The sequence below is a fragment of the Nocardia gamkensis NBRC 108242 genome, from assembly GCF_001612985.1.
In the GTDB taxonomy this organism is placed as follows: Bacteria; Actinomycetota; Actinomycetes; order Mycobacteriales; family Mycobacteriaceae; genus Nocardia; species Nocardia gamkensis.
In genome coordinates this window covers 21,377-45,073 of the sequence record NZ_BDBM01000007.1, presented here as the reverse complement: position 1 = coordinate 45,073, position 23,697 = coordinate 21,377, and the positions used below count along the sequence as shown (strand labels likewise).

The 23,697-nt window shown below is 68.6% G+C and carries 24 protein-coding genes; 14 read left to right on the top strand and 10 right to left on the bottom strand.

Annotated features, from left to right (window positions below):
- Window positions 1–34: 34 nt before the first annotated feature.
- Together NG1_RS07850 and recQ are read right to left on the bottom strand one after the other, a co-directional pair.
- The gene (locus NG1_RS07850; RefSeq protein WP_062969589.1) at window positions 35–1,114 is read right to left on the bottom strand and encodes a metallophosphoesterase; all 1,080 of its coding nucleotides are present in this window, start codon (window positions 1,112–1,114) and stop codon (window positions 35–37) included.
- Window positions 1,115–1,190: 76 nt separating this feature from the next.
- Window positions 1,191–3,074 (bottom strand): DNA helicase RecQ, encoded by a 1,884-nt coding sequence (gene recQ, locus NG1_RS07845; protein ID WP_062969385.1) that lies wholly within the window; start codon window positions 3,072–3,074, stop codon window positions 1,191–1,193.
- Between the two features lie 188 nt (window positions 3,075–3,262).
- On the opposite strand from recQ, the gene NG1_RS07840 reads away from it, so the two are divergent.
- A complete protein-coding gene (locus NG1_RS07840; RefSeq protein ID WP_062969588.1) occupies window positions 3,263–4,234 on the top strand; it encodes an NHL repeat-containing protein in 972 nt (323 codons plus the stop codon).
- Window positions 4,235–4,352: 118 nt separating this feature from the next.
- On the opposite strand, the gene hisN is transcribed toward NG1_RS07840, so the two are convergent.
- Together hisN and NG1_RS07830 are read right to left on the bottom strand one after the other, a co-directional pair.
- Window positions 4,353–5,138 (bottom strand): histidinol-phosphatase, encoded by a 786-nt coding sequence (gene hisN, locus NG1_RS07835; RefSeq protein ID WP_062969384.1) that lies wholly within the window; start codon window positions 5,136–5,138, stop codon window positions 4,353–4,355.
- A gap of 49 nt (window positions 5,139–5,187) precedes the next feature.
- Window positions 5,188–5,784: an NADPH-dependent FMN reductase gene (locus tag NG1_RS07830; RefSeq protein ID WP_062969383.1), complete on the bottom strand. Its 597-nt coding sequence runs from the start codon at window positions 5,782–5,784 to the stop codon at window positions 5,188–5,190.
- Between the two features lie 142 nt (window positions 5,785–5,926).
- Here NG1_RS07830 and NG1_RS07825 point away from each other — a divergent pair, with 142 nt between their 5' ends.
- From NG1_RS07825 to ftsX, 6 genes are all read left to right on the top strand, one after another.
- Window positions 5,927–6,787, top strand: coding sequence for a helix-turn-helix transcriptional regulator (locus NG1_RS07825; protein WP_062969382.1), 861 nt, complete (start codon window positions 5,927–5,929; stop codon window positions 6,785–6,787).
- A gap of 377 nt (window positions 6,788–7,164) precedes the next feature.
- Window positions 7,165–8,280, top strand: a complete 1,116-nt coding sequence (gene prfB / locus NG1_RS07820) for a peptide chain release factor 2 (RefSeq protein ID WP_062969587.1) — start codon at window positions 7,165–7,167, stop codon at window positions 8,278–8,280.
- Window positions 8,281–9,141, top strand: coding sequence for a mechanosensitive ion channel family protein (locus NG1_RS07815; RefSeq protein WP_062969381.1), 861 nt, complete (start codon window positions 8,281–8,283; stop codon window positions 9,139–9,141). It begins immediately after the preceding gene.
- 16 nt (window positions 9,142–9,157) lie between these two features.
- Window positions 9,158–9,283: a hypothetical protein gene (locus tag NG1_RS38765; protein WP_281032555.1), complete on the top strand. Its 126-nt coding sequence runs from the start codon at window positions 9,158–9,160 to the stop codon at window positions 9,281–9,283.
- 84 nt (window positions 9,284–9,367) lie between these two features.
- Entirely contained in the window at window positions 9,368–10,057 is a 690-nt protein-coding gene (ftsE, locus tag NG1_RS07810) for a cell division ATP-binding protein FtsE (RefSeq protein WP_062969380.1), read from the top strand.
- Complete coding sequence (gene ftsX, locus NG1_RS07805) at window positions 10,057–10,962, top strand: permease-like cell division protein FtsX (RefSeq protein ID WP_062969379.1); 906 nt, start codon at window positions 10,057–10,059, stop codon at window positions 10,960–10,962. Before ftsE ends, ftsX begins: the two co-directional genes overlap by 1 nt.
- A 64-nt stretch (window positions 10,963–11,026) precedes the next feature.
- Here ftsX and NG1_RS07800 read toward each other — a convergent pair whose 3' ends face one another.
- Both NG1_RS07800 and NG1_RS07795 read right to left on the bottom strand, forming a co-directional pair.
- A complete protein-coding gene (locus tag NG1_RS07800; RefSeq protein WP_062969378.1) occupies window positions 11,027–11,650 on the bottom strand; it encodes a Uma2 family endonuclease in 624 nt (207 codons plus the stop codon).
- A 52-nt stretch (window positions 11,651–11,702) separates the two neighbouring features.
- Window positions 11,703–11,927, bottom strand: coding sequence for a hypothetical protein (locus tag NG1_RS07795; protein ID WP_062969377.1), 225 nt, complete (start codon window positions 11,925–11,927; stop codon window positions 11,703–11,705).
- A 216-nt stretch (window positions 11,928–12,143) separates the two neighbouring features.
- Between NG1_RS07795 and NG1_RS07790 the strand changes: the two genes are divergently transcribed.
- Together NG1_RS07790 and NG1_RS07785 are read left to right on the top strand one after the other, a co-directional pair.
- Entirely contained in the window at window positions 12,144–13,538 is a 1,395-nt protein-coding gene (locus NG1_RS07790) for an acyl-CoA dehydrogenase family protein (protein WP_373686132.1), read from the top strand.
- A gap of 33 nt (window positions 13,539–13,571) precedes the next feature.
- Window positions 13,572–14,801, top strand: a complete 1,230-nt coding sequence (locus NG1_RS07785; protein WP_062969375.1) for an acyl-CoA dehydrogenase family protein — start codon at window positions 13,572–13,574, stop codon at window positions 14,799–14,801.
- Window positions 14,802–15,015: 214 nt separating this feature from the next.
- Here NG1_RS07785 and NG1_RS07780 read toward each other — a convergent pair whose 3' ends face one another.
- The 3 genes from NG1_RS07780 to NG1_RS36450 form a co-directional block, all read right to left on the bottom strand.
- On the bottom strand, window positions 15,016–15,537 hold the full coding sequence (locus tag NG1_RS07780; protein ID WP_063910285.1) for a DUF5994 family protein: 522 nt from the start codon (window positions 15,535–15,537) through the stop codon (window positions 15,016–15,018).
- Between the two features lie 163 nt (window positions 15,538–15,700).
- A complete protein-coding gene (locus NG1_RS07775; RefSeq protein WP_062969374.1) occupies window positions 15,701–16,612 on the bottom strand; it encodes a phosphatidylinositol mannoside acyltransferase in 912 nt (303 codons plus the stop codon).
- Window positions 16,612–16,776, bottom strand: a complete 165-nt coding sequence (locus NG1_RS36450) for a hypothetical protein (RefSeq protein ID WP_157113907.1) — start codon at window positions 16,774–16,776, stop codon at window positions 16,612–16,614. Before NG1_RS36450 ends, NG1_RS07775 begins: the two co-directional genes overlap by 1 nt.
- Before the next feature lie 470 nt (window positions 16,777–17,246).
- Between NG1_RS36450 and NG1_RS07770 the strand changes: the two genes are divergently transcribed.
- Both NG1_RS07770 and NG1_RS07765 read left to right on the top strand, forming a co-directional pair.
- On the top strand, window positions 17,247–17,879 hold the full coding sequence (locus NG1_RS07770) for a hypothetical protein (RefSeq protein WP_062969373.1): 633 nt from the start codon (window positions 17,247–17,249) through the stop codon (window positions 17,877–17,879).
- An 84-nt stretch (window positions 17,880–17,963) separates the two neighbouring features.
- The gene (locus NG1_RS07765; RefSeq protein ID WP_062969372.1) at window positions 17,964–18,464 is read left to right on the top strand and encodes an ArsR/SmtB family transcription factor; all 501 of its coding nucleotides are present in this window, start codon (window positions 17,964–17,966) and stop codon (window positions 18,462–18,464) included.
- Here the strand turns inward: NG1_RS07765 and NG1_RS07760 are convergent.
- The gene (locus NG1_RS07760; protein WP_062969371.1) at window positions 18,432–19,034 is read right to left on the bottom strand and encodes a carboxymuconolactone decarboxylase family protein; all 603 of its coding nucleotides are present in this window, start codon (window positions 19,032–19,034) and stop codon (window positions 18,432–18,434) included. The two genes, NG1_RS07765 and NG1_RS07760, sit on opposite strands and share 33 nt — an antisense overlap.
- A 250-nt stretch (window positions 19,035–19,284) precedes the next feature.
- On the opposite strand from NG1_RS07760, the gene NG1_RS07755 reads away from it, so the two are divergent.
- The 3 genes from NG1_RS07755 (at window position 19,285) to NG1_RS07745 (ending at window position 23,450) form a co-directional block, all read left to right on the top strand.
- Complete coding sequence (locus NG1_RS07755; RefSeq protein ID WP_062969370.1) at window positions 19,285–20,910, top strand: acyl-CoA synthetase; 1,626 nt, start codon at window positions 19,285–19,287, stop codon at window positions 20,908–20,910.
- Between the two features lie 176 nt (window positions 20,911–21,086).
- Entirely contained in the window at window positions 21,087–22,745 is a 1,659-nt protein-coding gene (locus tag NG1_RS07750) for an acyl-CoA synthetase (RefSeq protein WP_062969369.1), read from the top strand.
- Between the two features lie 144 nt (window positions 22,746–22,889).
- Window positions 22,890–23,450, top strand: coding sequence for a hypothetical protein (locus NG1_RS07745; protein WP_245659824.1), 561 nt, complete (start codon window positions 22,890–22,892; stop codon window positions 23,448–23,450).
- Window positions 23,451–23,697 lie beyond the last annotated feature (247 nt).

Here is a 23,697-nt window from a genome sequence, read left to right as displayed (position 1 = left end):
CCGCAATTCCCGCGCGGCGCAACCCAGTTGGAACTCAGGCCAGGCGCCGCCGGAACGCCTCGGCGGACGCGCCGGTCGTCAGGTCGACGGTGTGGACGCCCAGTTCGACTCCGTCCTCGGTGAGCTCGAGCACCATGAAGCCCAGCTCGTGATAGTTCTCGTACAGCGCACTGTGGCCCGCGCTCGCGGTGAGCCGCGGCTCGGCCCCGACCGTCTTGGCGGCCGCGCCGGACACGATCTGCCTGGTTCCCTTCGTTGCCGCCGTGGGTTCGAGCACCTGGAGCGAGTGGTCGTGCCCGGACAGGATGAACTGGCAGCGGCCGATCACATGGTCTTCGATGAACCGCTTCACGGGCACGCCGTTGATCGGCTCCAGCGACAAGCCCTCGTAGCGGCCCGCGTCCCCGTGCGGGCCGTTGTTCAGATACGGGTGGTGGGTGCAGGCGATTTTCCACGTGGCGGGCGATTCTGTGAGAGCGCGATCGAGCCAGTCGCGCTGCTCGTTCATGAACTGTCCGTCGACCGCCCAATAGGGTGTGAAGACCGGCGGCAGGTAGGCGGCGAGCGGGTTGACGTCGAGGACGAAGAATTCGACGACGGGGTTCTCCTCGGGAATGCGCACCGAGTAGTAGCGGCTCGGCATCCACCAGCGCCTGGAGCCGGCGTGGTATTCCACCTCGGCGTTGCCGCGCAGCAGCCACCCGCCGTCACCACCGAGCACCGAGCTGTTGTCGTGGTTGCCCAACACCATCAGCCAAGGGAAATCCAAACCGGTGTTGGGATTTTCGAACTTGTCGGCGAACTGTTGGTCGGCGGCGCCGTCGGGCCCGTGTTCGTAGATGTTGTCGCCGAGCCCGAGTGCCAGCGAGACGGGTTCGCGACCGTGCAGCGCGCGCATGGCGTCGGCGACCGCCCACTGGGTGCGGGTACCGGTGCCCGCGTCGCCGGTCACCAGCACCCGCACCCGGCGCTCGGCCGGGAAGGGAAACTTGGTGACCCCCTCCGCGACGGGTACCGCGCGTGCCGGAGTGCGGCCGACCAACGTGGCCCCGGCCGCGAGAGTGGCCGCACCGGCCAGGAACTCCCGGCGCCCGATCGTCTCGCTCCGACTCACGCTGTCCTCCACAGTCTTCGACGGCCTCGTCCGGTCGCCATCCTCACCCCTCGGTGACCCGCGTGACGGTAGCGGCTCATTCGGCGCCGAGCACTTCGAGCACCTGTTCGCCGTATTTCGCGAGTTTGTTCTCACCGACACCGTTGACGCCGCCGAGCTGCGCGAGGCTCGCGGGTTTGCGTGCCGCTATCTCGCGCAAGGTGGCATCGTGGAAGACGACGTAGGCGGGCACGCCCTGCTCCTTCGCGGTGGCCGCGCGCCATTCGCGCAGCTTCTCGAACAGCGGCAGGTCCGTGGGCGGCAGCTCGGCCGAGGCCGCTTTGGCGGCCTTCGCGGCCCGCGCGGGCTTGGTCGCGCGTTCGGGCTCGCGGCGCAGCGGTACTCGCCGTCCGTCGAACAGCACTTCGCTGCTGGCCTCGGTCAGCGTCAGCACCCCGTAGTCTCCGTGGACCGCCAGCAGCCCGTGGGCCAGCAATTGCCGCACCACGCCGCGCCACTCCGTATCGCGCAGGTCGGTGCCGACGCCGAACACCTTCAGCTCGTGGTGGTCGTACTGCAGAACCTTCGGGTTCTTCTTGCCGAGCAGGATGTCGACGATGTGACCGGCGCCGAAGCTCTGGCCACGTTCCCGCTGGAGCCGCAGCACCGTGGACAGCAGCTTCTGCGCGGCCACCGTGCCGTCCCAGGATTGGGGTGGGGACAGGCAGGTGTCGCAGTTGCCGCAGGGCAATCCGGGCTCGCCGAAGTAGGCCAGCAATTGGGTGCGCCTGCAGCCGACCGTCTCGCACAGCGCGAGCATGGCGTCCAGGTGCAGCTGGAGCTGGCGACGGTGGGCGGCGTCGCCCTCGGAGGAGTCGATCAGCTTGCGCTGCTGCACCACGTCGTTGAGGCCGTAGACCATCCACGCCGTCGAGGGCAGCCCGTCGCGGCCGGCGCGCCCGGTCTCCTGGTAGTACCCCTCGACCGATTTCGGCAGATCGAGATGGGCGACGAAGCGCACATCGGGCTTGTCGATGCCCATGCCGAAGGCGATGGTCGCCACGACGACCAGTCCGTCCTCGCGCAGGAAGCGCGACTGGTTCGCCGCGCGGGTGCGATGGTCCAAGCCCGCGTGGTAGGGCACCGCGGTGACGCCGTTCTCGGTGAGGAACGCCGCGGTCTTCTCCACCGAGTTGCGGGACAGGCAGTAGACGATGCCCGCGTCTCCCGCGTGCTCGTTGCGGATGAATTCCAGCAACTGACGCTCGGGGCGGTTCTTCGGCTCGATCCGGTACTGGATATTGGGACGGTCGAAGCTGGACACGAACCGGCGGGCGGTGCCGAGGTCGAGACGCTGGATGATCTCGTCGCGCGTCTTCTCGGTGGCGGTCGCGGTCAGCGCGATCCGCGGTACGTCCGGCCAGCGCTCGTGCAGCATGGAAAGACCCAGGTAGTCGGGCCGGAAGTCGTGACCCCACTGGGAGACACAGTGCGCCTCGTCGATGGCGAACAGCGCGACCTTGCCGCGATCCAGCAGCTGTCCGGTGGAGTCGAGGCGCAACCGCTCCGGCGCCAGGTACAGCAGATCGAGTTCGCCCGCGACGAATTGCGCCTCGACGGTCCGCCGCTCGTCGGGGTACTGCGTGGAATTGAGGAAGCCGGCACGTACGCCCAGTGCGCTGAGCGCGTCCACCTGATCCTGCATGAGGGCGATCAGCGGGGAGACCACCACCCCGACGCCGGGGCGCACCAGTGCGGGGACCTGATAGCAGAGCGACTTGCCTCCGCCGGTCGGCATGAGCACCAGCGCGTCGCCACCGTCGATCACGTGCTGGACGATCGCCTGCTGATCGCCGCGGAAGCTGTCGTAACCGAAGACTCGGCGTAGGACCTGTTGCGCCGCAACGGATCCGGCGTCCGATCCGGACGCGACACCGGTCGCTACAGCCGCGAAATCATCGGGGGAAGTCACCCGGCCCATCCTACGAGCGCCAGGGCGGGGCGGTACCGGCACGGTTCGGCGTTCACCCTGGTGGGCACCCGAGTTGTGCACATGTGGACAACCCGGATCCGGGAGCTTCCGCCGCGGCGCACCGACCTCGGGTTTTCTCCGATCCGGCGGAAATCTCGAGGCTTCCCGCTCGGTTCGGCGCTGTTATGTTGTCGCTCATGGCAAAAGGGACAGGGATCCGGGTGCGCGCCGCGGTACTGAGCGCCGTCGCCGTGGTCGCCGGGCTCACCACGGCGATGCCGGCAGCACAGGCGGAGACATTTCCCGCCATGTGCTCGGACGGCTGGGAGACCACGACCGTCGTCGAAGGAGTCGGCAATCTGGAGAATCTCGATTCCGACGGACGCGGCGGTTTCTACGTCACCGGTCTGATGGACGGTTACCTGGCGCACGTCGACGGCGCCGGGCGAATGACGAAGCTGGTCACCGATCTGCACCGCCCGGCGGGGGTGCGCGTTGCCGGGCGTTACGTCTACTTCCTCACCGGGGACGGCCTCAGCGAACCGCCGGGCACGCTCCAGCGCTACGACATCGAGACCGGCGCGGTGCACGTCCTGCTGACCGGGCTGAACGGGCCGAACGGCCTGTTGCTGCTGCCGGATGGCAGCCTGCTGTTCACCACCATCGGCCTGAGCGGTCCGAGCGGCATCTCCCGCTACTGGCCCGAGACGAACGAGTACGAGCGGGATTGGTCGGCGCTGCCGCCGTCCAACGGCCTCGCGCTGGCCGCCGACGGCGAATCGGTCTTCGTCGACACCATGACACTGCAGATCCTGCGCGTGCGGCTCGACGATCCGGCGCATCCCACCGTCGTCTCCGGCATCCCGGACCTGGTCGCGCTGCCCGACGATATGGAGGCCACCCGGGCGGGCGCGCTGTTCGTCGCCGATCACATACTCGGCGCCGTCTACCGGGTGGATACGACGACCGGCGCCACCTGCGCGATCATCACGGGCCTGATCAAGCCAGGCCCGTTGCGCAATCCGCCGGACGGCGCCACGTCGGTGCGCATCGACCGGGACGGGAATGCGTGGGCGCTCTACGTCACGAGCATGGACGGCACCCTGCGCCGCCTGCGCCCACCGCCGGGGATCGATCTCACCCCGGCGAACCCGGCGCGGGCCGGATAGCTCGAGAGACTTCCGGCATGCGGAGGTCGCCGCGTTCTCCACATCCGAGGGGAAGCCGTGGTCGAAGTGGCATCCATGGTGGCGGCCACCCGGCGATGCCGAGCGACGGCTGAACAACTCAGCCGCGCAGGCGGTCGAGGACCTTCTCGTGCAGCAGGCCGTTGGTGGCGATCGCGTCGCCACCGTGCGGACCGGGTTCGCCGTCCAGCGCGGAGAAGCGCCCGCCCGCTTCGCGGACGAGGATGTCCAGGGCGGCCAGGTCCCACAGCGAGACCTCCGGTTCGGTGGCGATGTCGACGGCGCCTTCGGCGAGCAGGCAGTAGCTGAGGAAATCGCCGTAGCCGCGCACGCGCCACACGTCGTCGGTCAGGGTGATGAACTGTTCGCGCAGGCCGCGCTCGCGCCAGCCGGACAGGCTGGAGAACGCCAGGCTCGCCGAACCCAGCTCGCCGACGGCGGAGACCGAGATCGGCTCGGCCGCCTGCCCGTCGAAGCTCGACCACGCGCCCGATCCCGCGGCCGCCCACCAGCGCCGTACCAGAGACGGCGCGCTCACCACGCCGACAACCGGTTCGCCGTCCACCAGCAGCGCGATCAGCGTCGCCCAGACGGGCACCCCGCGCACGAAGTTCTTCGTGCCGTCGATCGGGTCGATCACCCATTGCCTTCCGCGGAATTCGGCGTCGCCGCCGAACTCCTCGCCGAGCACCGCGTCGTCCGGTCGCTGCTCGGACAACACCTGCCGGATCGCCTGCTCCACGGCCAGATCGGCGTCCGACACCGGCGTCAGATCCGGCTTCGCGTCGACCTTCAGGTCCAGCGCACCGAAGCGAGCCCGGGTGATCGCGTCGGCGGCGTCGGCCAGCCGCAGGGCGAGTTCGAGATCGGAGGAGTACACAGCCACGCTCCGCACCCTATCGGTACGCCCGGCTGCCGCCGTTCCCGTCCGGCGCTCACCCCACCGGTTCCAGCGACCGTGCCGCGGCCAACGCGCTCGCCCACCAGTGCAGCTGGTCGAGCATCGCCGTCGCGACGGCCGCGGGCTCTTCCGGCTCCCGCAACCGTCCCTCGTCGTCGAACAGCAGGTAGTAGCGCGGGAAGGACACGTAGTGACGGACGGTGTGCGCGTTGAGTTCGTTGAAGATCTGCCGCAGGTGCTCGATGGCGAGCAGGCCGCCGGAGGCTCCGCTGTAGCCGACGAAGCCGATCGCCTTCGCGTCCCACTGGGTGAAGTGCCAATCGATGACGGCCTTGAGGGAGGCGGGGATGCTGCGGTTGTAGTCGGGCGTGACGATGACGAAGGCGTCGGCCGCCGCGAGCCTGCGCGTGAGGTCGGTCATGCCTTCGGGCCGCTGCGGGTTCGGGTCCATCGCCGGAGGCACCGCGGGCAACTCCAGGGGAATGTGCGCCTCCGCCAAGTCGATGACGTCCGCCTCGAACCCACCGTGCCGCCGCGCCTGCTCGCTGAACCATGTGGCCACCACGGGCCCGAAGCGGCCTTCCCGGACGCTGCCGATGATCACCGCGAGCTTCAAGGGAGCGTTGGACATGCTGTTCCTCCTCGGATCACGAAGCGGCCCGGCTCGGGCCGCCCACTCAATCTGCTGCCCGGCGCGCGGAGCAGGGAGACCGCCGTAAGAGTGGTAGTGACAGGGACACCCTCCGGGCGGCGCGCCTTGTTAGCTTCGAGAGGTGAGCGACAACGAACTCGGGCTCTTCCTGCGCAGCCGCCGTGAAGCGGTGACACCCGCGCAGGTCGGCCTGCCCACCGGCCCGCGGCGGCGCACCCCGGGCTTGCGGCGCGCCGAGCTGGCCACCTCGGCCGGGGTCAGCGTGGAGTACGTCACGCGCCTCGAACAGGGGCGTGACCGGCATCCCTCGCCCTCGGTGCTGTCCGCGCTCGCGGACGCGTTGCGGTTGAGCCCCGCCGAGCGGATCCACCTGCACCGATTGAGCAAGTCGGTGGACAGCGGGTTCACCTGCATGGGCGACGCGCAGCCGCTGCGCGAGGTGCGGCCGACGGTGCGCGCGATCCTGGATCGGCTCGAACCCGCGCCCGCCGTCGTGGTCAACCGCCTCACCGAAGTGCTCGCCTACACCGGCGGTTACCACCGGCTGATGGCGCCGACCGGACTGTTCGACGGCCCGCACACCCCGCCCAACCTGGCGCGTTTCGTCTTCTGCCTGCCCGGCGCCCGGAACCTCTACCCGGACTGGGAGCACATCGCCGACGCGACGGTCGCCACGTTGAAACAGGGACCGTTCCGAGCCGACCCGCATATCGCCGCCCTCGCCGACGAACTCACCGTCACCGTGGGCGCGGCGTTCGCCGACCGGGTCGAGACGGTGCCGAGCCTGGCCGCCGCCACCGGCATCACCCGTCTCGCCCATCCCGAGGCCGGTTCGCTGCGCCTGGCCTACGAATCCCTCGAGCTCTCAGCCGACGACGACCAGCGGGTGACCGTCTACCTGCCCGCCGACGACGCCACCGCCGCCGCCCTCGACGCGCTCAACGGACGCCGTCCCGGCGGACTGCACGCGGTCTCGGGCTGAGCGGTCGGTATCGCGGGCGGTCACCCACAGGCGGAATCAGTGGAGTTCGACACACCGCCCGCCCGGGCCCGGTCCGGCGGTCCGGCAAGACGAACGATCGGCTGCGACGGCATCTCACCGCGCGACAGAACGGTCATCGACCCCACGAATTCCAATCACCAACTGCGCCAAGCGCGGTCGCCGTTTAGGGTGGAAACCCATGAGGCGTCCGTCACAGCGCACCCGTCCGGCGGGGAGCCGGGAACGTGCGTGTGACGTCCCGGCCACCCGACCGGCCGGCCCGCGCACGACGGCACCCACCCCCGGCGACGCCGTCCCCGGTCATCCGCGCGCACTCGTGTGCTGCCGCCACAGAGGGGCAGCTAGGCTTGACCATCGTGCATCCTGACGTTTCCGCTGATCTCGCCGAACTCGACGCCACCCTGAAGACGGTCGAATCGGTCCTCGACATCGACGAGCTACGCCGTCGTATCGACGAGCTCGAGCATCAGGCCGCCGACCCCGACCTGTGGAATGACCAGGACCACGCCCAGCAGGTCACCAGTGAGCTGTCGCACGCCCAGGGCGAACTGCGCCGGGTGGAGGAGCTGCGTCAGCGGCTCGACGATCTGCCGGTGCTCTACGAACTGGCCGAGGAGGAAGAGGGCGAGGCCAGGACCAGCGCGCTCGCCGAGGCCGACGCCGAGCGGGTCGCGCTGCACAGTGACGTCGAGGCGATGGAGGTCCGCACGCTGCTGTCGGGCGAGTACGACAAGCGCGACGCTCTGGTGAACATCCGCTCCGGCGCCGGTGGCGTGGATGCCGCCGACTGGGCCGAGATGCTGATGCGCATGTACATCCGCTGGGCCGACCGGCACAAGTACGGGGTCGAGGTCTACGACACCTCCTACGCCGAGGAAGCGGGCATCAAGAGCGCCACCTTCGCGGTGAAGACGCCCTATGCCTACGGCACGCTGTCGGTGGAGATGGGCACCCACCGGCTGGTTCGGATCAGCCCGTTCGACAACCAGGGCCGCCGCCAGACCTCCTTCGCCGAGGTCGAGGTGCTACCCGTGGTCGAGACCACCGACCACATCGAGGTGCCGGAGACGGAGATCCGCGTCGACGTGTACCGCTCGTCGGGCCCGGGTGGCCAGAGCGTCAACACCACCGACTCCGCGGTCCGCATCACCCACCTGCCCACCGGCATCGTGGTCACCTGCCAGAACGAGAAATCGCAGCTGCAGAACAAGATCTCGGCCATGCGCGTGCTGCAGGCCAAGCTCCTGGAGCGCAAGCGGCAGGAAGAGCGCGCCGAGATGGACGCGCTGAAGACCAACGAGGGTGCGTCCTGGGGCAATCAGATGCGCTCCTACGTGCTGCACCCCTACCAGATGGTCAAGGACCTGCGGACGAACTACGAGGTCAACAATCCGTCGGCGGTGCTCGACGGCGACATCGACGGGTTCATCGAGTCGGGTATCCGCTGGCGAATGCGAGAGCAGGCGAGCTAGATGAATGTCGCGGGCATCCAGGCGATCGCTTCCACCGGTTTCACCACGTGGCTACGCGGCGCGGGCCTGGAGATCGTGCTGCTCATCCTCGGTGCCATCCTGTTCAGCCGGTTCGCCACCTACCTGAGGGACCGGGTCACCCGCCGGATCGACGCCGGATTCCACAGCAGCGACGCCCTGGTGCGCACCGAGGCGGCCAAGCATCGGCACGCGCTGGCCCAGGTGATCACCTGGGTGGTGCTGACCATCGTCTACGTGCTGATCACCATGGAGGTGCTGCGGCGGCTCGGCTTCGCCGTCACCGGATTGGTCGCGCCCGCCGCGGTGCTCGGCGCCGCGCTCGGTTTCGGCGCGCAGCGCATCGTGCAGGACATCCTCGCCGGATTCTTCCTGATCACCGAGCGGCAGTACGGGTTCGGCGATGTGGTCCGCATCGCGGTGACTGGAGCCGCGGAGCAGGCGGAAGGTACGGTCGAGGACGTCACGCTGCGGATCACCACGTTGCGCAACGCCGACGGTGAAGTGATCACGGTGCCCAACGGCCAGATCGTGAAGGTCACGAACCTGTCGAAGGACTGGGCACGCGCCGCGATCGACGTGCCGGTGGCCGCGAGCGCTGACATCACCAGGGTCAACGAGATCCTGCACGAGGTCGGTACAAAGGCGTACGAAGACGCTCGTCTGAAGCCGTTGCTGCTCGACGAGCCCACCGTCATGGGTGTGGAAGACCTCACCGTCGACCAGATGAACATCCGAATGGTTGCCCGGACGTTGCCGGGCAAACAGTTCGAAGTCGGACGCGAGCTGCGGGTGCGAGTCGCCGCGGCGCTGCGCCGGGAGGGAATCAGTGAGACCACGTAGATCCACGGCGATCCTGATGGCAACCTGGGTCGCCACGTTCGTGCTGTACGTCTTCGTCAAACCCGACGAAACCACCACCCCTCCGGCCACCTTGGTCAACGCTGTTCCAGCAGCGGTGATCACGGAACCGCCGGGCCGCTGAGCCGAGCGCGACGGCCCGCCGCCACGCTGTCACCCATGGTTGACGACGCAGGCCGAGACCGGTTGCTGGTTACACTGGCTCCCCGTGATCACCATGCGGAACGTGACCAAGTCGTACAAGACCTCGACGCGACCCGCGCTGGACGACATCACCGTCGATGTGGGCAAGGGCGAGTTCGTCTTCATCATCGGACCGTCCGGCTCGGGCAAATCGACCTTCATGCGATTGCTGCTGAAGGAGGATGCGCCGACGGCGGGCGAGATCAGAGTCGCCGATTTCCGGGTCGACCGGTTACCCAGCCGCAAGGTGCCCAAGTTGCGCCAGCGCATCGGGTGCGTGTTCCAGGACTTCCGGCTGCTGCAGCAGAAGACGGTGTACCAGAACGTCGCGTTCGCGCTGGAGGTGATCGGCAAGCGGCGCCAGTTCATCGACCGCACCGTGCCCGAAGTGCTCGACATGGTCGGGCTCGGCGGCAAGGCCGACCGGCTGCCGACCGAACTCTCCGGTGGTGAACAGCAGCGCGTCGCGATCGCGCGGGCGTTCGTGAACCGGCCGCTTGTCCTGCTGGCCGACGAACCGACCGGCAATCTCGATCCCGACACCAGCGCCGACATCATGATGCTGCTGGAGCGGATCAACCGTGTCGGCACCACGGTGGTGATGGCCACCCACGACAACCACATCGTCGACGCGATGCGCAGGCGGGTGGTGGAACTCGATCACGGACGCTTGGTGCGAGACGAAGCCACGGGCGTGTACGGGGTGGGCCGGTAATGCGCGCGAGCTTCCTGTTCGGCGAGGTCTTCGCGGGCCTGCGCCGCAACGTCACGATGACCATCGCGATGATCCTGACCACGGCGGTCTCGCTCACCATGCTCGGCGGCGGTCTGCTCGCGGTGCGCATCGCGGACAAGACCGAGCAGTACTTCCTGGATCGTCTGGAGGTGCGGCTGTACCTCACCGAGGACGTCTCGGCCAACGACCCCGACTGCTCGCAGGACCCGTGCCGGTCGCTGATGGCGGACCTGAAAGCCACCGGCGGCGTGGAGTCGGTCCAGTTCCTCAATCGCGAGGAGGCCGTCCGCGAGGCCAAGGAGAAGACCTTCAAGGACCAGCCCGAGCTGGCCAAATACGTCAGCGAGACGCCGCTGCCCGCGTCACTGCGGGTGAAGATGGAGGACGCGGAGCTCTACCCAACGATTTACGAGAAGTTCTACGATCGCCCCGGCGTCGGCATGGTGCGCAACGACAAGGACATCGTGGACCGGCTGGTCAGCCTGTTCGACGGGTTGCGCAACGCGGCCTTCGGTCTGGCCGTGCTGCAAGCGCTGGCCGCGGTGATGCTGATCGCCAACATGGTGCAGATCGCCGCGTTCACCCGGCGCACCGAGGTCGGCATCATGCGGTTGGTCGGGGCGACCCGCTGGTACACCCAGTTGCCGTTCCTGCTCGAGGCCATGGTCGCCGCGCTGGCCGGCTCGGTGCTCGCGGTGCTGGGTCTGCTCATCGCCCGCCCGCTGGTGATCGACCGCGCCCTCGGCGACCTGTTCGCCAGCAAGGTCTTCCCCCGCATCACCGGCGACGACATCGCGATGACCGCGCTGGTCATCGCCCCGGTCGGCATCGTCTTCGCGGCGATCACGGCCTACGCGACGCTGCGCTACTACGTGCGCGAGTGAGCCCCGGAGCCGGTGGCCGCCGCGCCACCGGCTCGACCAGCCCGGGCCTGCCCGTATGCGAACCTCACAGCACGAGGTCGGTCAACTGATCCCAATCGAGCTGAATCCGGATCGGCAGGTCGACGGCGAAGGCGGTCTGCGGCTTCAGGACGCGGGCCAGCCGGTAGTGGCCGACGCTGTGGTCGAGACCATAGGTCTCGATGGCGGTCACCTCGGTGTCCGACACGCTGACCAGCCAGTACCACGGGATTCCGGCAGCTGCGTACTCGCCCATTTTCTCGAGCCGGTCCGTTTTGACATGACTGGGCGAGATGACCTCGACGGCGATCTTCAAATAGCGTGCGGGCACCGGTCGCACGTCCGCCGGTACGCACTCGAACAGGGCGACATCGGGACGCCGAATGGTCGCGCGAGGCGCTTCCCAGAGCACCACGTCGAAGTCGTGGTTGGCATCCAGACATGCCGAGGGATCTTCGGCCATATACTCGCGGGCCGCCGCTTCCAGCATCGCAAGCAGCCGATGGACGGCTTTCTGGTGCGCCCTGGTCGGGGATTCGCATCGAACCGCGTCCCCGTTCGCCACCTCCACCAAGCGGCAGAACTCGTCGGGAAGCTCGCGCCAGATGTCGACCGTGATCGGCTCCGGCTGCACGTTGTCCGGCCGGGCCCAGTCGAAGATCGCTGACATGCGTCGGATTGTAATCACGGCAGCACGGTCGGCAGCCCGCGCCGACCACATCTCACCACGCCACCACCAGTACGTTCGCCACCAAGGGCAGCATCGCCGTCATGTGTGCGACGGCCTTCCCGCGCCGGTCGGTACCGACAGCTCGATACCGTCGTCGCGAGGCGGACGGGCAGCCGAGTGCCGGTAACGAAACAGGATCGATCATCACTTTCGCCTTGGAACGGAGCGAAGCGGCGGCCGCCGCTTCGACTGTTCGGCGCGGCAGCTTCTCCAGCACCGGAAAGTGCAGCTCATCGCCCTAGCAGGCGCGGTAGTGCGCCTCGTGTAGACGGTGCCCGATCGCCGACTGCCCAGCTTTGGGCACTTGTCCAGGCACGGCCCGGATTCCCCGCGTATGCTGCCTCTCGACGCGGTTCTTACTCAGCAGTAAGATAGCCTTACTCTGGAGTAAGATAGCCGGAGACAGACCGCACCGAACCGTCCGAGAAAACAGGTGATGATGAGCACTCGAGACAGCGCAACGAAGCGACGTCCAGACACGTCCGCGGTCGGCCTGACCCAACCCAAGCGGGATTGGATGGGCGCGGCGATGCGGGTCATGACGACTCTCACCGGGTCGGAACTCGCCGAGAAATACAACCTGCGCAAGCCGATCGAGCGCGTCACCTATGAGGGCACCAAGACCGGCTTCCGCACGCTCGGCGCGGCCACCCGCGCGTTCGCCAGGGTGGCGGGCAGCGGCGCGCCGAAGCGCCTGGCCACCAACGAGGCGAAGAACAAGGACTTCTTCGACCTGACGCCGTCGGACGAACAGCAGATGATCGTCGAGACGGTGCGGGAGTTCGCCGCCGAGATCCTGCGCCCGGCCGCCTACGAGGCCGACAACGCCGCCAAGGCGCCCCGCGACCTGCTCGAGCGCGCCGCCGAACTCGGCATCACCCTGATCAACGTGCCCGAGGAACTCGAGGGTGCGGCCTCCGAGCGTGGTGCGGTGACCAACTCGCTGGTCGCCGAGGCGCTCGCGCACGGCGACATGGGTCTGGCCCTGCCCATCCTGGCGCCCAGCGGCGTCGCGGTCGCGCTCTCGCAGTGGGGCAGCGACGCGCAGCAGAAGACCTACCTGCCGTCCTTCACCGGTGAGAACGTGCCGCAGGCCTCCGTGGTGATCAGCGAGCCGCGCGCCCTGTTCGATCCGTTCGCCCTGGACACCAAGGCGGTGCGCTCGCCCAGCGGCTACCGCATCTCGGGCGTGAAGAGCCTGGTGCCCGCCGCGGCCGATGCCGAGTTGTTCCTCGTCGCCGCGGAGCTGGACGGCCGTCCCGCGCTGTTCATCGTCGAGTCGGACGCGCCGGGCCTGGTGGTGGAGGCCGACCCGAGCATGGGTCTGCGCGCCGCGGGCCTGGGCCGCCTGATCCTGGACAACGTCGCGGTCGGCACCGACGCCATCCTGGGCGATGGTGACGCCGCGACCCGCGCCGAGGAGTACGCCGACGCCGTGCGCCTGGCCCGCCTCGGCTGGGCTTCGCTCGCCGCGGGCACCGGTAAGGCCGTGCTGGACTATGTGATCCCGTACGTCAACGAGCGCGAAGCGTTCGGCGAGCCGATCTCGCACCGTCAGGCGGTCGCCTTCATGGTCGCCAACATCGCCATCGAACTCGACGGCCTGCGACTGGTGACGCTGCGCGGCGCTTCCCGCGCGGAGCAGGGCCTGTCCTTCGGCCGCGAGGCGGCGCTGGCGCGCAAACTCGCCACCGACAAGGGCATGCAGATCGGCCTGGACGGCGTGCAGCTGCTCGGCGGTCACGGCTTCACCAAGGAACACCCGGTCGAGCGCTGGTACCGCGACCTGCGGGCCATCGGCATCGCCGAAGGTGTCGTGCTCATCTAACCGGCCCGTTCCGTTTTCCAGGAGACCTCACCCATGATCAATCTCGAACTCCCCAAGAAGCTGCGGGCCAGCGCGAACCAGGCGCACCAGGTCGCGCAGGAGATCTTCCGCCCGATCTCGCGCAAGTACGACCTCGCCGAGCACGACTACCCGGTCGAGCTGGACACCATGGCCGCCATGGTCGAGGGTCTGGCCGACTCCGGCACCCAGAAGATCGGCGGCGCCGCCGGTGGCCGTTCCGACGACAGCGACACCGACCGTCACGCCACCGAGCTGCTCGGCAACACCAACGGCGGCAACATGTCCGCGCTGCTGAACGCGCTGGAGACCTCGTGGGGCGACGTCGGCCTCATGCTGTCGATCCCCTACCAGGGCCTGGGCAACGCGGCCATCGCCGCCGTGGCCACCGACGAGCAGTTGAAGCGCTTCGGCAAGGTGTGGGCCTCGATGGCGATCACCGAGCCGTCGTTCGGCTCCGACTCCGCCGCCGTGTCCACCACCGCCGTGCTCGACGGCGACGAGTGGGTGCTCAACGGCGAGAAGATCTTCGTCACCGCGGGCCAGCGCTCGACCCACATCGTGGTCTGGGCGACGGTGGACAAGAGCCTCGGACGCGCGGCGATCAAGTCGTTCGTCGTGCCGCGCGACGCTCCCGGCCTCTCGGTGGCCCGGCTCGAGCACAAGCTCGGCATCAAGGCCTCCGACACCGCCGTGCTGCTGTTGCAGGACTGCCGGATTCCGAAGGACAACATCCTCGGCAGCCCGGAAGTCAACGTGGAGAAGGGTTTTGCCGGGGTCATGCAGACCTTCGACAACACCCGTCCGCTCGTCGCCGCGATGGCGATCGGCGTCGCCCGCGCCGCGCTCGAAGAGCTGCGCTCGATCCTGACCGGCGCCGGTGTGGAGATCTCCTACGACAGCCCGGCCAACAACCAGCACGCCGCCGCCGCCGAATTCCTGCGGATGGAAGCCGATTACGAGGCCGCCTACCTGCTCGCCCTGCGTGCGGCGTGGATGGCCGACAACAAGAAGCCCAACTCGCTCGAGGCGTCCATGTCCAAGGCGAAGGCGGGCCGCACCGGCACCGACGTCACCTTGAAGGCCGTCGAACTGGCCGGGGCCATCGGCTACTCCCAGCGCACCCTGCTGGAGAAGTGGGGCCGTGACTCCAAGATCCTGGACATCTTCGAAGGCACCCAGCAGATCCAGCAGCTCATCGTGGCCCGGCGCGTCCTCGGCAAGACCAGCGCCGAGCTGAAGTGATACCGGCTTAGACGATCCGGGTAGCGAAATCCGGTGCGAGCTTCTCGGACTCGCACCGGATTTTCTGTTTTCCAGGCGATCAGGAGGCTATGGCTTCCGGACCGGATGTTCCGTATCCTTCGCGCACATGTGGAGCATTGTTCTCATTTCGATTGTCAGTTGTTTCGTGATCGCCGCTGGATTCGCGTGGGGGTTGCCCGGCGACTGAGGCATCTCAGGATCGGGTTCGCTCGCTTTCTTGGATGAGGTCGCGATGCGGTGCTCCGGTGGAGGATTCCCGGTCGGCCCCTTGTCCCGCTGCTCGGCGCATGCGTCGGTCGGCGATCCGGGGGTCGGTGTCGGCGGGAATCACCAAAAGGGTCAGGCTGGTGCCATTGCTTCCGACCAGTCGCATGGTGTAGGCGGGCTGGCCGGTCACCGGGCCGTGGATACGGATGCCGTCGTCGTCATCTATGCGGCGCTGGGCGACGCTGATGGCGTTCCAGTCGAATCCGATGCGATCGAGTTCGCCGAGCCGGGGCGTGAGAGCGGTGATCAGGTCGTGGAGTTCCGCGGTGAGATTCGACGTCCACGGCCACCACGCACCGCCGATCCGGGCGGGAGCGCCGCCGGCGGGGCGCAGGAGGACTCGAGGGGTGCGGGTCGGGGCGGAGAAGGGTTGTCGGTCGCTGTGGGAACCCACCGCGTGAGCGCCCATGTCGGCGTGGTTGGTGATGGGGCGTAGCTGTTGCGTCATGAGACGCTCCTGTCGCGATCCACGGAGGGACCGGAATTTCGGATCGGGGACGGCGCGACCTCGAGCGGTCGGCGCGCGGGATGCCTCCGAATACTTCGATTCTACTCGGTGACGGCACGCATCCGCGCTGGTCGTTGGCGGAATTTTCCCGTGTGGAGCGGCTTCAGTCCGGCGGGGCGGCACGCCGGCGCGCGAGCTGGGCGGCGGTGAGGTCGGCCGTCCAGAGGGGCTGGAGCATGTGCCAGTCGGCGGGGTGCGCGGCGATACCGGCGGCGAAGCGATCGGCCAGCGCCTGGGTGGTCTCCCCCACTCCACGGCTGGTGTCGAGCGGGGGATCCACGTGGACTCCCCAACCGTCCGGGGTGAACCAGCAGTGCACGGGAAGCAGTGGCGCGCCGGTGTCGATCGCCAGCCGGGCCGGACCGGCAGGCAGCCGAGCAGGCTCACCGAAGAAGGTGACCGGTACTCCCGTACCGGACAGGTCGCGTTCACCGAGCAGTCCGACTATCCGTCCCTGCCGGATCCTGGCGAGCAGCTGCGGGAACGGCGGCGTCGCGGTGCCGGTGAGCGGGATGATCTCGAAACCCAGACGTTCACGGAAACGGACGAAGCGCCGGAACAATGATTCCGGCGCGAGCCGCTCCGCCACCACAGTCGGTGAGCCGACGCGTTGCACCAGCCAGACTCCGGCAAGGTCCCAATTACCGCTGTGCGGCAGGGCGAGTACCGCGCCGGTGCCGCGTTCGACCGCCTGGTGGATGTGTTCCAGCCCGGTCGCCGAGGATTCGATGGTGTCGGCCAGTCGCACCGGGTCCATCGACGGCAGCCGAAAGGCTTCGCGCCAGTACCGGGCATAAGAGCGCAGGCTCGCCCGGACCAGCGTATGCGGCACCTCCTCCGGCGCGGTGCCCAGGACACGGGAGAGATTGCGGCGCAACTGGTTCGGTCCACCGTCGCGGGCCGCGCGTTCGGCGCCCGCGTCGAAGAGGCGGACGGCCAGCGATTCCGGCAGGGCGCGCACCAGCCGCCAGCCGGCGGCGTAACCCAGGTCCCACACCCCGCCGGCCGGATGCACTAATCGCCGCCGGAGTCGACCGGTCCCGCTTCGTCGGTCGCCGCGGACGGCGTCGCGGAGACGACGTCGCTGAATACGGGCACGGGAACGCCGGCCGCAGGCGCGCCGACCTCGGCGGGCTCACTCGGATGGCTGAACAGGGGTGACCGGTTACTTCGATGCATTTTCTGGATTCTCCGCTCATTCGCGATCGATGACGCCCGATTGGGTGGCACACCGTACAGATACGGTCACCGCCGCCGCGGATTCGGCGGTCGCCTCGAACCCCACACTACCCTCGGCCAGACCATACGGAACGGTTTATCGAGCATGCGCCCCCGCAGCCCCCGGTAGGCAGCCATATCGGTTGACGCATGATGTCCACGAGCGAGCATCCGAACGTCGTCGGCGGCCCGTTTCGCAGAGGCCTCGCGCGGCGTGGAAACCGCTGCGCCCCTAGTATCCATCGCGCTCGGCCCGCTGACGAGCACGCCGCTGCGTCGATGAGTCAACGACACGATCACGCCATTCGGCGCTCACCCCTGGACAGGCGGCGCACCGACCAGGCAGCCTATCGCCCTGAGTCGCTGGATCGACGAATCAGCGGACGTATTTTCACTCGAGCTGTACCAGAAAACTTCGAGGAGAACTGGTTATGCAACGACTGAGTCTTACGCGTCGCCTCGCTACCGCCTTCGCCGCCACCGCGGTGCTGGTAGCGCCCTTCGCCGGGCACGCCGCCGCGCAGCCTGCCATGGTGGACTGGACTGCCGCCGCGCAGCAACTGCGTGCCGCCGCGGCCGGGAACGCCGCAGCCGAGCAGGCGGTGGATCGGCTGATCGCCTCCGGGCAGCTGGCCGAGGCCGAGCAGGTGGCCTTGCCCGCGCAACCGTTCCAGATCCCGGCGCAGTCGGATATCGGACGAGGAGAGGGGCCCGGCGTATACGGATCGGGCATCGCTCTCGGAGTCGACGGATTCCGTCTCGGGTTCTTCGGCGGACCGGGCACCATCTCGCCGAACCAGGGCGGCGCGAAGCTCGAAGTGCTGTGGGTCAACCTGGCCAACGGACGCAGCGGCACCGAACTTCTCTACGAGCACAACGATGTTCCGGTGGACACCACCATTCGCACCCGCGCCCTGGACACCGGCGCGGGCCCGGTCGTCGCCGCGGTGTACGGATCGCTGTGGCACCGCTGGTCGGTGCCCGTGAGCGACGAGAACCCGGACGGATACGCCTACCGGCTGGGCACGATCTCGGTCCCCTCGTTCGGCGCCGTCTACAACTGAGATCGCGGGCTCCGGCTCCCGCCGCCCGCGGGACCGGAGCCCTCGGTTTGTCGGAGGATACGCACTTCCGTAACTTTTGGATTCGTGAGTCTGGAAGACCGAGTCGCCGAGCTGGAGCGGCGGCTCAGCGCGCTGGAAGAGAATGTACGGCCGGAGAGCCTTCCCCCGGTCACCCCGGAGTGGGCGGTGGCTCGCCTACAGGAGGAGTTCGCGGCGGCCGACGAGCCCAACGGCGGCGTCGTCTTCGCCGGGTCGGTCCGCCTGCCCAACGACCAGCAGCGCGCATGGCAGGCCAGGTTCACCACCGGCGACCTCATCGAGGACGACTGGGCCGAGACCGCCGAATGCCTTGCCGCACTGGGCAGCCCGGTCCGGCTGCGTCTGCTGCGCGAGATCATGGGCGGGCGCAGAACCGCGGCCGAACTCGCCGGGGTGGACGGTGTCGGCGACTCCGGCCAGATCTATCACCATCTGCGGCAGCTGGCCGCGGTGGGTTGGCTGCACACCGCGGGCCGCGGCCGGTTCGAGGTCCCGGCCGCCAGGGTGGTTCCCCTACTGGTCGCCCTCGCCAGCGCCAGGCGCTGATCCGGGCGCCGCCCCGGCGGCGACGTATCCGGCGGTGGCGAGCACCGCGCCCATCTGCTCGTAGGCCGCGCGTTCCCGGGGCGCGATCGTGGCGAGGCCGTCGACGTAGCGGTTGAACATGCAGAACGCGGCCGCTACCAGTACCGCGTCGTGGATGTCCTCGTCTTTCGCGCCCGCCGCGCGCGCCTGCTCGACGTCCTCGGGGGTCACCGCCAGCCCGGACTGCCGCACCTTGTCCGCGATCCGCAGCAGCGCACGGAGTTTCGGATCGATCGCGGCGGACTCCACGTCTTGGATGACGGCATCGATCACGTCGCGGCCGCCGTCCACCAGCACCGCCGCCGTCGCCGCGTGCGACTGTGTGCAGAAATAGGTCTCGTTGCGCGAGGACACGTACGCGGCGATCGTCTCGCGCTCCCCCGGCGTCAGCGGAGACGACCCACGCAACAAGGTTTGCGCGAATTCGCTCAGCGCCGCGCCGGTTTCGGGCTTGAACGCGAACAGACTCCGGATGCCGGGCAGATCGCCGGGAACATCGATGAACGGTTTGCGGTCCTGCGGATCGGACATCGGCCGCATCTCCCTTCGAGCGGGCTCGGGACGTTGCGAGGGTATCGCTACCGACCGGTAGCCACTAGCCGAAACCCGGAATCGTGCCGCGCAGCGCTCCTACCAGCGGCGAACGCTACCGATCCGAGACTGATTTGTCCGGTTCAATTGTGACCTGTCACACTCCGCACTGCTACGGTGGCAAGTCAACACGCCGTACCGGTTCGCTAGGTCGAGGACCGACGCGAGGGTTTTGTGGAGGTAATTCGACATGAACTTGGCCCACACGCTGGAGGCCGTGAAGGCGCTGGGTGTGCTGCGCTCCCGGGGTGTCACCGATCCCCGGAAGCCACTGGAAACGCTGCGGACGATGAAGGAATCGCGCATCCTCGGCCCCCAGGCCACCTTGATCAGGCACTCCGCGCGGGTGGCGCCGGACGCGCCCGGCATCGTGGACGAGGCAGGCGCCTTGACCTACCGCGAACTGGACGACCGGTCCACGGCCGTCGCCCGCGGATTGCAGGCGGCGGGCATCACAGAGGGCATGGTGATCGGCCTGCTCGCGCGCGATCACCGCGGCCTGATCATCGCCATGGCCGCCGCGGGCAAGCTCGGCGTGCGGGTGGCACTGATGAACACCGGGTTCGCCAAGCCGCAGTTCGCCGAGGTGTGCGAGCGCGAGAAGGTCAGGGCGGTGCTGCACGACAGCGAGTTCCTCGGCCTGCTCGACGCGCTGCCCACCGACCTGCCGCGCTACCTCACCTGGGTCGACGAGGGCACCGCGCTGCCCGATGGCGCGCAGACCATCGACGATCTGGTCGCCGCCAACTCCGCCGATCCGCTGCCCGCGCCGAGCAAGCCCGGTGGCTTCATCATCCTGACCAGTGGCACCACCGGCCTGCCGAAGGGCGCGCCGCGCACCAAGGTCACTCCGCTGTCCACCGCGCAGATGGTCGATCGCATCCCGTTCCCGCAGCGCGGCACCCAGGTGATCGTCTCGCCGATCTTCCACAGCACCGGCCTGGCCACCTGGCTGGTCGGCGCGGCCCTGTCCAACAAGGTGGTGGTGCGCCGCCGGTTCGACGCCGAGGCGACGCTCGCACTGGTCGCCGAGCACAAGGCCGACATGCTCGTGGCGGTGCCCACGATGCTGCACCGGATGGTCGAGCTCGATCCGGCGATCCGGGCGAAGTACGACACGTCCTCGCTGAAGGCGATCGTGCTGGCCGGTTCGGCGCTGTCGCCCGAACTCACCATCAAGGCCACCGAGGCGTTCGGCCCGGTGCTCTACAACCTCTACGGCTCCACCGAGTGCGCGGTGGCGACCGTGGCGAATCCGGAGGATCTCGCGCTCGCGCCCGGCACCGTCGGGCGCGCGCCGATCACCTGTGAAGTGCGGCTCTACGACGAGAACGACCAGCGCGTCACCGCCATCAACACCACGGGGCGGATCTTCATCCGCAGCGGCGCGCCGTTCGAGGGCTACACCGACGGCAGGCACAAGCAGATCATCGACGGCTACATGTCCAGCGGCGACGTCGGCCACTTCGACGAGAACGGCCTGCTCATGGTGGACGGCCGCGACGACGACATGATCGTGTCCGGCGGCGAGAACGTCTTCCCGCAGGAGGTGGAGAACCTGCTGCTGGAGCGGCCCGACGTCTTCGACGTGGCGGTGGTCGGCGTGGACGACGTGGAGTTCGGAAAGCGCCTGCGCGCCTTCGTCGTCCCCGAGCCGGGCCACTCCCCCGACGGCGAGGAGATCAAGGCGTACGTGAAGAACAACCTGGCGCGGTACAAGGTGCCGCGCGAGGTGGTCTTCCTCGACGACCTGCCGCGCAACGCGACCGGCAAGCTGCTGCGCCGCGTGCTGGTGGACTACGAGGTCCAGGCCTGATCCGCAGCGGGCCGGGCTTCCCCGCCCGGCCCGCTACCAGCGGGTAGCACCCGCTGAGATACATGACACAGCCGGTTACACGAGCTTGCTACTGTTAGCGCCAGCACTGGGTACCGAAATTGCGGTCCGCACCACCCGGAGGACCACCGGGTGACACCGCCGGAAGGTTGTCGTCGATGTCTCTTTCCCTCCCCGCGCTGGGCGGCACCGCCCGCAAGGCGGGCGATCTGGCCCTTGGCGTGAACGTGATGGTCAAGCGGCGGCTGTTCAATCCGCTGCGCCCCGACCACGCGGCGCGGTCGGCGTTCAATATCTTGAAGTTCGGCCCGTTCGCCGGGGTCGTCATGCACGCCGCGCAGACCAGGCCGCACGCCGTGGCCATCGTCGACGAAGGCGGGGAGCTGACCTTCGGCCAGCTCAACGAGCAGTCCAACGCCCTGGCCCGCGGATTGCAGAACAAAGGCATCAATCCCGGTGACGTGGTGGCGATCCTGGCCCGCGACCACCGCGGCATGGTGCTGAGCCTGCTGGCCACCGGCAAGCTCGGCGTGCGCGGGGTGCTGATGAACACCGGGTTCGCCAAGCCGCAGTTCGCCGACGTGGCCGAGCGGGAGAACGTCAAGGCGGTGCTGCACGACAGCGAGTTCATCGACCTGATGAGCGCCATTCCCGCCGCGATCCCGCGCGTCCTCACCTGGGTGGACGAGAAGGACAACGCCGATCCCGCGACACCGACCATCGACTCGCTGATCACCGGGCAGTCCGGCGCAGCGCTGCCCGCGCCCGCCAAGCCGGGCGGCATGGTCATCCTGACCAGCGGCACGACCGGCACCCCCAAGGGCGCGCCCCGCGACCGGGTCAGCCCCTTCGCCTCGGCTCAGTTCATCGACCGGGTGCCGCTGCCCAACAACGGCACCATGCTCATGGCGGCGCCGATCTTCCACGGCACCGGCCTGTCCCAGTTCACCCTCGGTCTCGCGCTGGGCAATCGGGTGGTCTTCCAGCAGCGCCGTTTCAATCCCGAGCAGACGCTGGCGAATATCCAGACCTACAAGGCGGATTCGCTGGTCGTGGTCCCGACCATGCTGCAACGCATCCTCGACCTGGATGCGGACGTGCTGGCGAAGTACGACGTCAGCAGCGTCAAGGTGATCTTCGCGGCGGGCTCGGCCATCGCGCCCGACGTGGTGACTCGCACGCTGGACCACTTCAACGACAGCCTCTACAACCTGTACGGCTCCACCGAGTGCGCCGTCATGACGGTCGCCACCCCCGAGGATCTGCGCAAGGCGCCGACCACCGCGGGCAAGGCGCCGGTCGGCATCCGGATCGTGCTGCTGGACGAGAACCGCAAGCCGATCACCGAGCCGGACGTCACCGGAACCATCTTCGTGGACAACGGTTTCGCCTTCACCGGCTACACCGACGGCCGCACCAAAGAGGTCGTCGACGGCATGATGTCCAGCGGCGACGTGGGACATTTCGACTCCGACGGCCTGCTCTACATCGACGGCCGCGACGACGACATGATCGTCTCCGGCGGCGAGAACGTCTTCCCGCTCGAGGTGGAGAACCTCATCGCGGGCCGCGACGACATCTTCGAAGCCGCAGTCGTCGGCGTGGACGACCGCGAGTTCGGCAAGCGGCTGCGCGCCTTCGTCGTTCCCGGCCCCGACTCCAAGCGCGACCCGCAGGAGATCAAGGACTACGTCAAGGCGAACCTCGCCCGCTACAAGGTTCCGCGCGAGGTGGTCTTCCTCGACGAACTGCCCCGCAACGCGACCGGCAAGCTGCTGCGCAAGCCGCTGATCGAGATGGAGGTCGAGGCGGGCTGATCGGCGCGCCTCCCGGGTCTTCCGGGCAGTGGCTCCCCTGCCCGGAAGGCCGGCGAATCTCCCACGCGGAAGCCGCACGTCGAGCCGCTGTCCGGACGGCCCGATGCGGTCGAAGGCGTGCAATCGGTCCGCTATCATCAGCGGGTGAGTTACGAGTACCGGTCCGCCGCGGGACGTCGCGGCGCCGTCGCGCGGGTGCGCGGTGGTTCGGCCGGTGCGATCTCGGGGGCGATTTCAGTAGCGGCGCACGGCTGGGCTTCCGGCGGCATGGTGCCGGACACCACGTCGCTGGCACTGCTCGCCGCCGCGTCCGCCGTGATCGGCGCGCTGGCGGCGGGCCTGGCCCCGCTGCGCGACACGTCGGCCGGGCTGGTCGCGGCATTGGTCGCCGGACAACTCCTCGGGCACTGCACGATGGGGATCGGCTCGGGACATCTGCATCACGGTGATGCCCAGCTGACTCCGGCGATGCTGGCCGCGCACCTGTGCGCGGCGTTCGCGGCGGCCATCGTGATCCGCGGCGCGGAGGCCGCGTACCGGATCGGGACCGCTGTGGTACGCCGTGTGCTCCCGTTGCGCCACACCCCGCCCGTCGTCGCTGAGCGCGCTCCGCTGCGCACGGTCCATCGCGATCGGGTCGTCCTTCGCGTGTTCGCCGCCGAGGCGCTGCGCACGCGGGCTCCGCCCCTCGCGGTCGTTCTCTGAATTCTTCCCATACCCGGTGCACGTAGTGCCGTGGCGCGAGTGTCGCTCGCCGTCAAGGACTTTCCCGTGCAGCACAGCGTCGCCTCGCACCCTCGTGCCCGCGCCTGAGCGTGCCGGCGCGCTGCGTCGTCCGGGGTCGCGAATCATCCTTCCGCACGCGGCGGTACGGCCGCGCTCTCACGACTGAGCGCGTTCGCCGTCGACCGGGCATTCGCCCCACCTGTTTCCGCGACACGTGTCCGTGAGA

Coding starts and splice junctions, on each gene's coding strand:
- NG1_RS07800 (WP_062969378.1), bottom strand. CDS start 11,650: ATGTCAGCGATCTTCGACTGGGCCCGGCCGGACAACGTGCAGCCGGAG.
- NG1_RS07750 (WP_062969369.1), top strand. CDS start 21,087: ATGTCTCTTTCCCTCCCCGCGCTGGGCGGCACCGCCCGCAAGGCGGGC.
- NG1_RS07755 (WP_062969370.1), top strand. CDS start 19,285: ATGAACTTGGCCCACACGCTGGAGGCCGTGAAGGCGCTGGGTGTGCTG.
- NG1_RS07780 (WP_063910285.1), bottom strand. CDS start 15,537: ATGACGCAACAGCTACGCCCCATCACCAACCACGCCGACATGGGCGCT.
- NG1_RS07830 (WP_062969383.1), bottom strand. CDS start 5,784: ATGTCCAACGCTCCCTTGAAGCTCGCGGTGATCATCGGCAGCGTCCGG.
- NG1_RS07815 (WP_062969381.1), top strand. CDS start 8,281: ATGAATGTCGCGGGCATCCAGGCGATCGCTTCCACCGGTTTCACCACG.
- NG1_RS38765 (WP_281032555.1), top strand. CDS start 9,158: ATGGCAACCTGGGTCGCCACGTTCGTGCTGTACGTCTTCGTCAAACCC.
- NG1_RS07760 (WP_062969371.1), bottom strand. CDS start 19,034: ATGTCCGATCCGCAGGACCGCAAACCGTTCATCGATGTTCCCGGCGAT.
- recQ (WP_062969385.1), bottom strand. CDS start 3,074: ATGGGCCGGGTGACTTCCCCCGATGATTTCGCGGCTGTAGCGACCGGT.
- ftsX (WP_062969379.1), top strand. CDS start 10,057: ATGCGCGCGAGCTTCCTGTTCGGCGAGGTCTTCGCGGGCCTGCGCCGC.
- NG1_RS07785 (WP_062969375.1), top strand. CDS start 13,572: ATGATCAATCTCGAACTCCCCAAGAAGCTGCGGGCCAGCGCGAACCAG.
- NG1_RS07770 (WP_062969373.1), top strand. CDS start 17,247: ATGCAACGACTGAGTCTTACGCGTCGCCTCGCTACCGCCTTCGCCGCC.
- NG1_RS36450 (WP_157113907.1), bottom strand. CDS start 16,776: ATGCATCGAAGTAACCGGTCACCCCTGTTCAGCCATCCGAGTGAGCCC.
- NG1_RS07840 (WP_062969588.1), top strand. CDS start 3,263: ATGGCAAAAGGGACAGGGATCCGGGTGCGCGCCGCGGTACTGAGCGCC.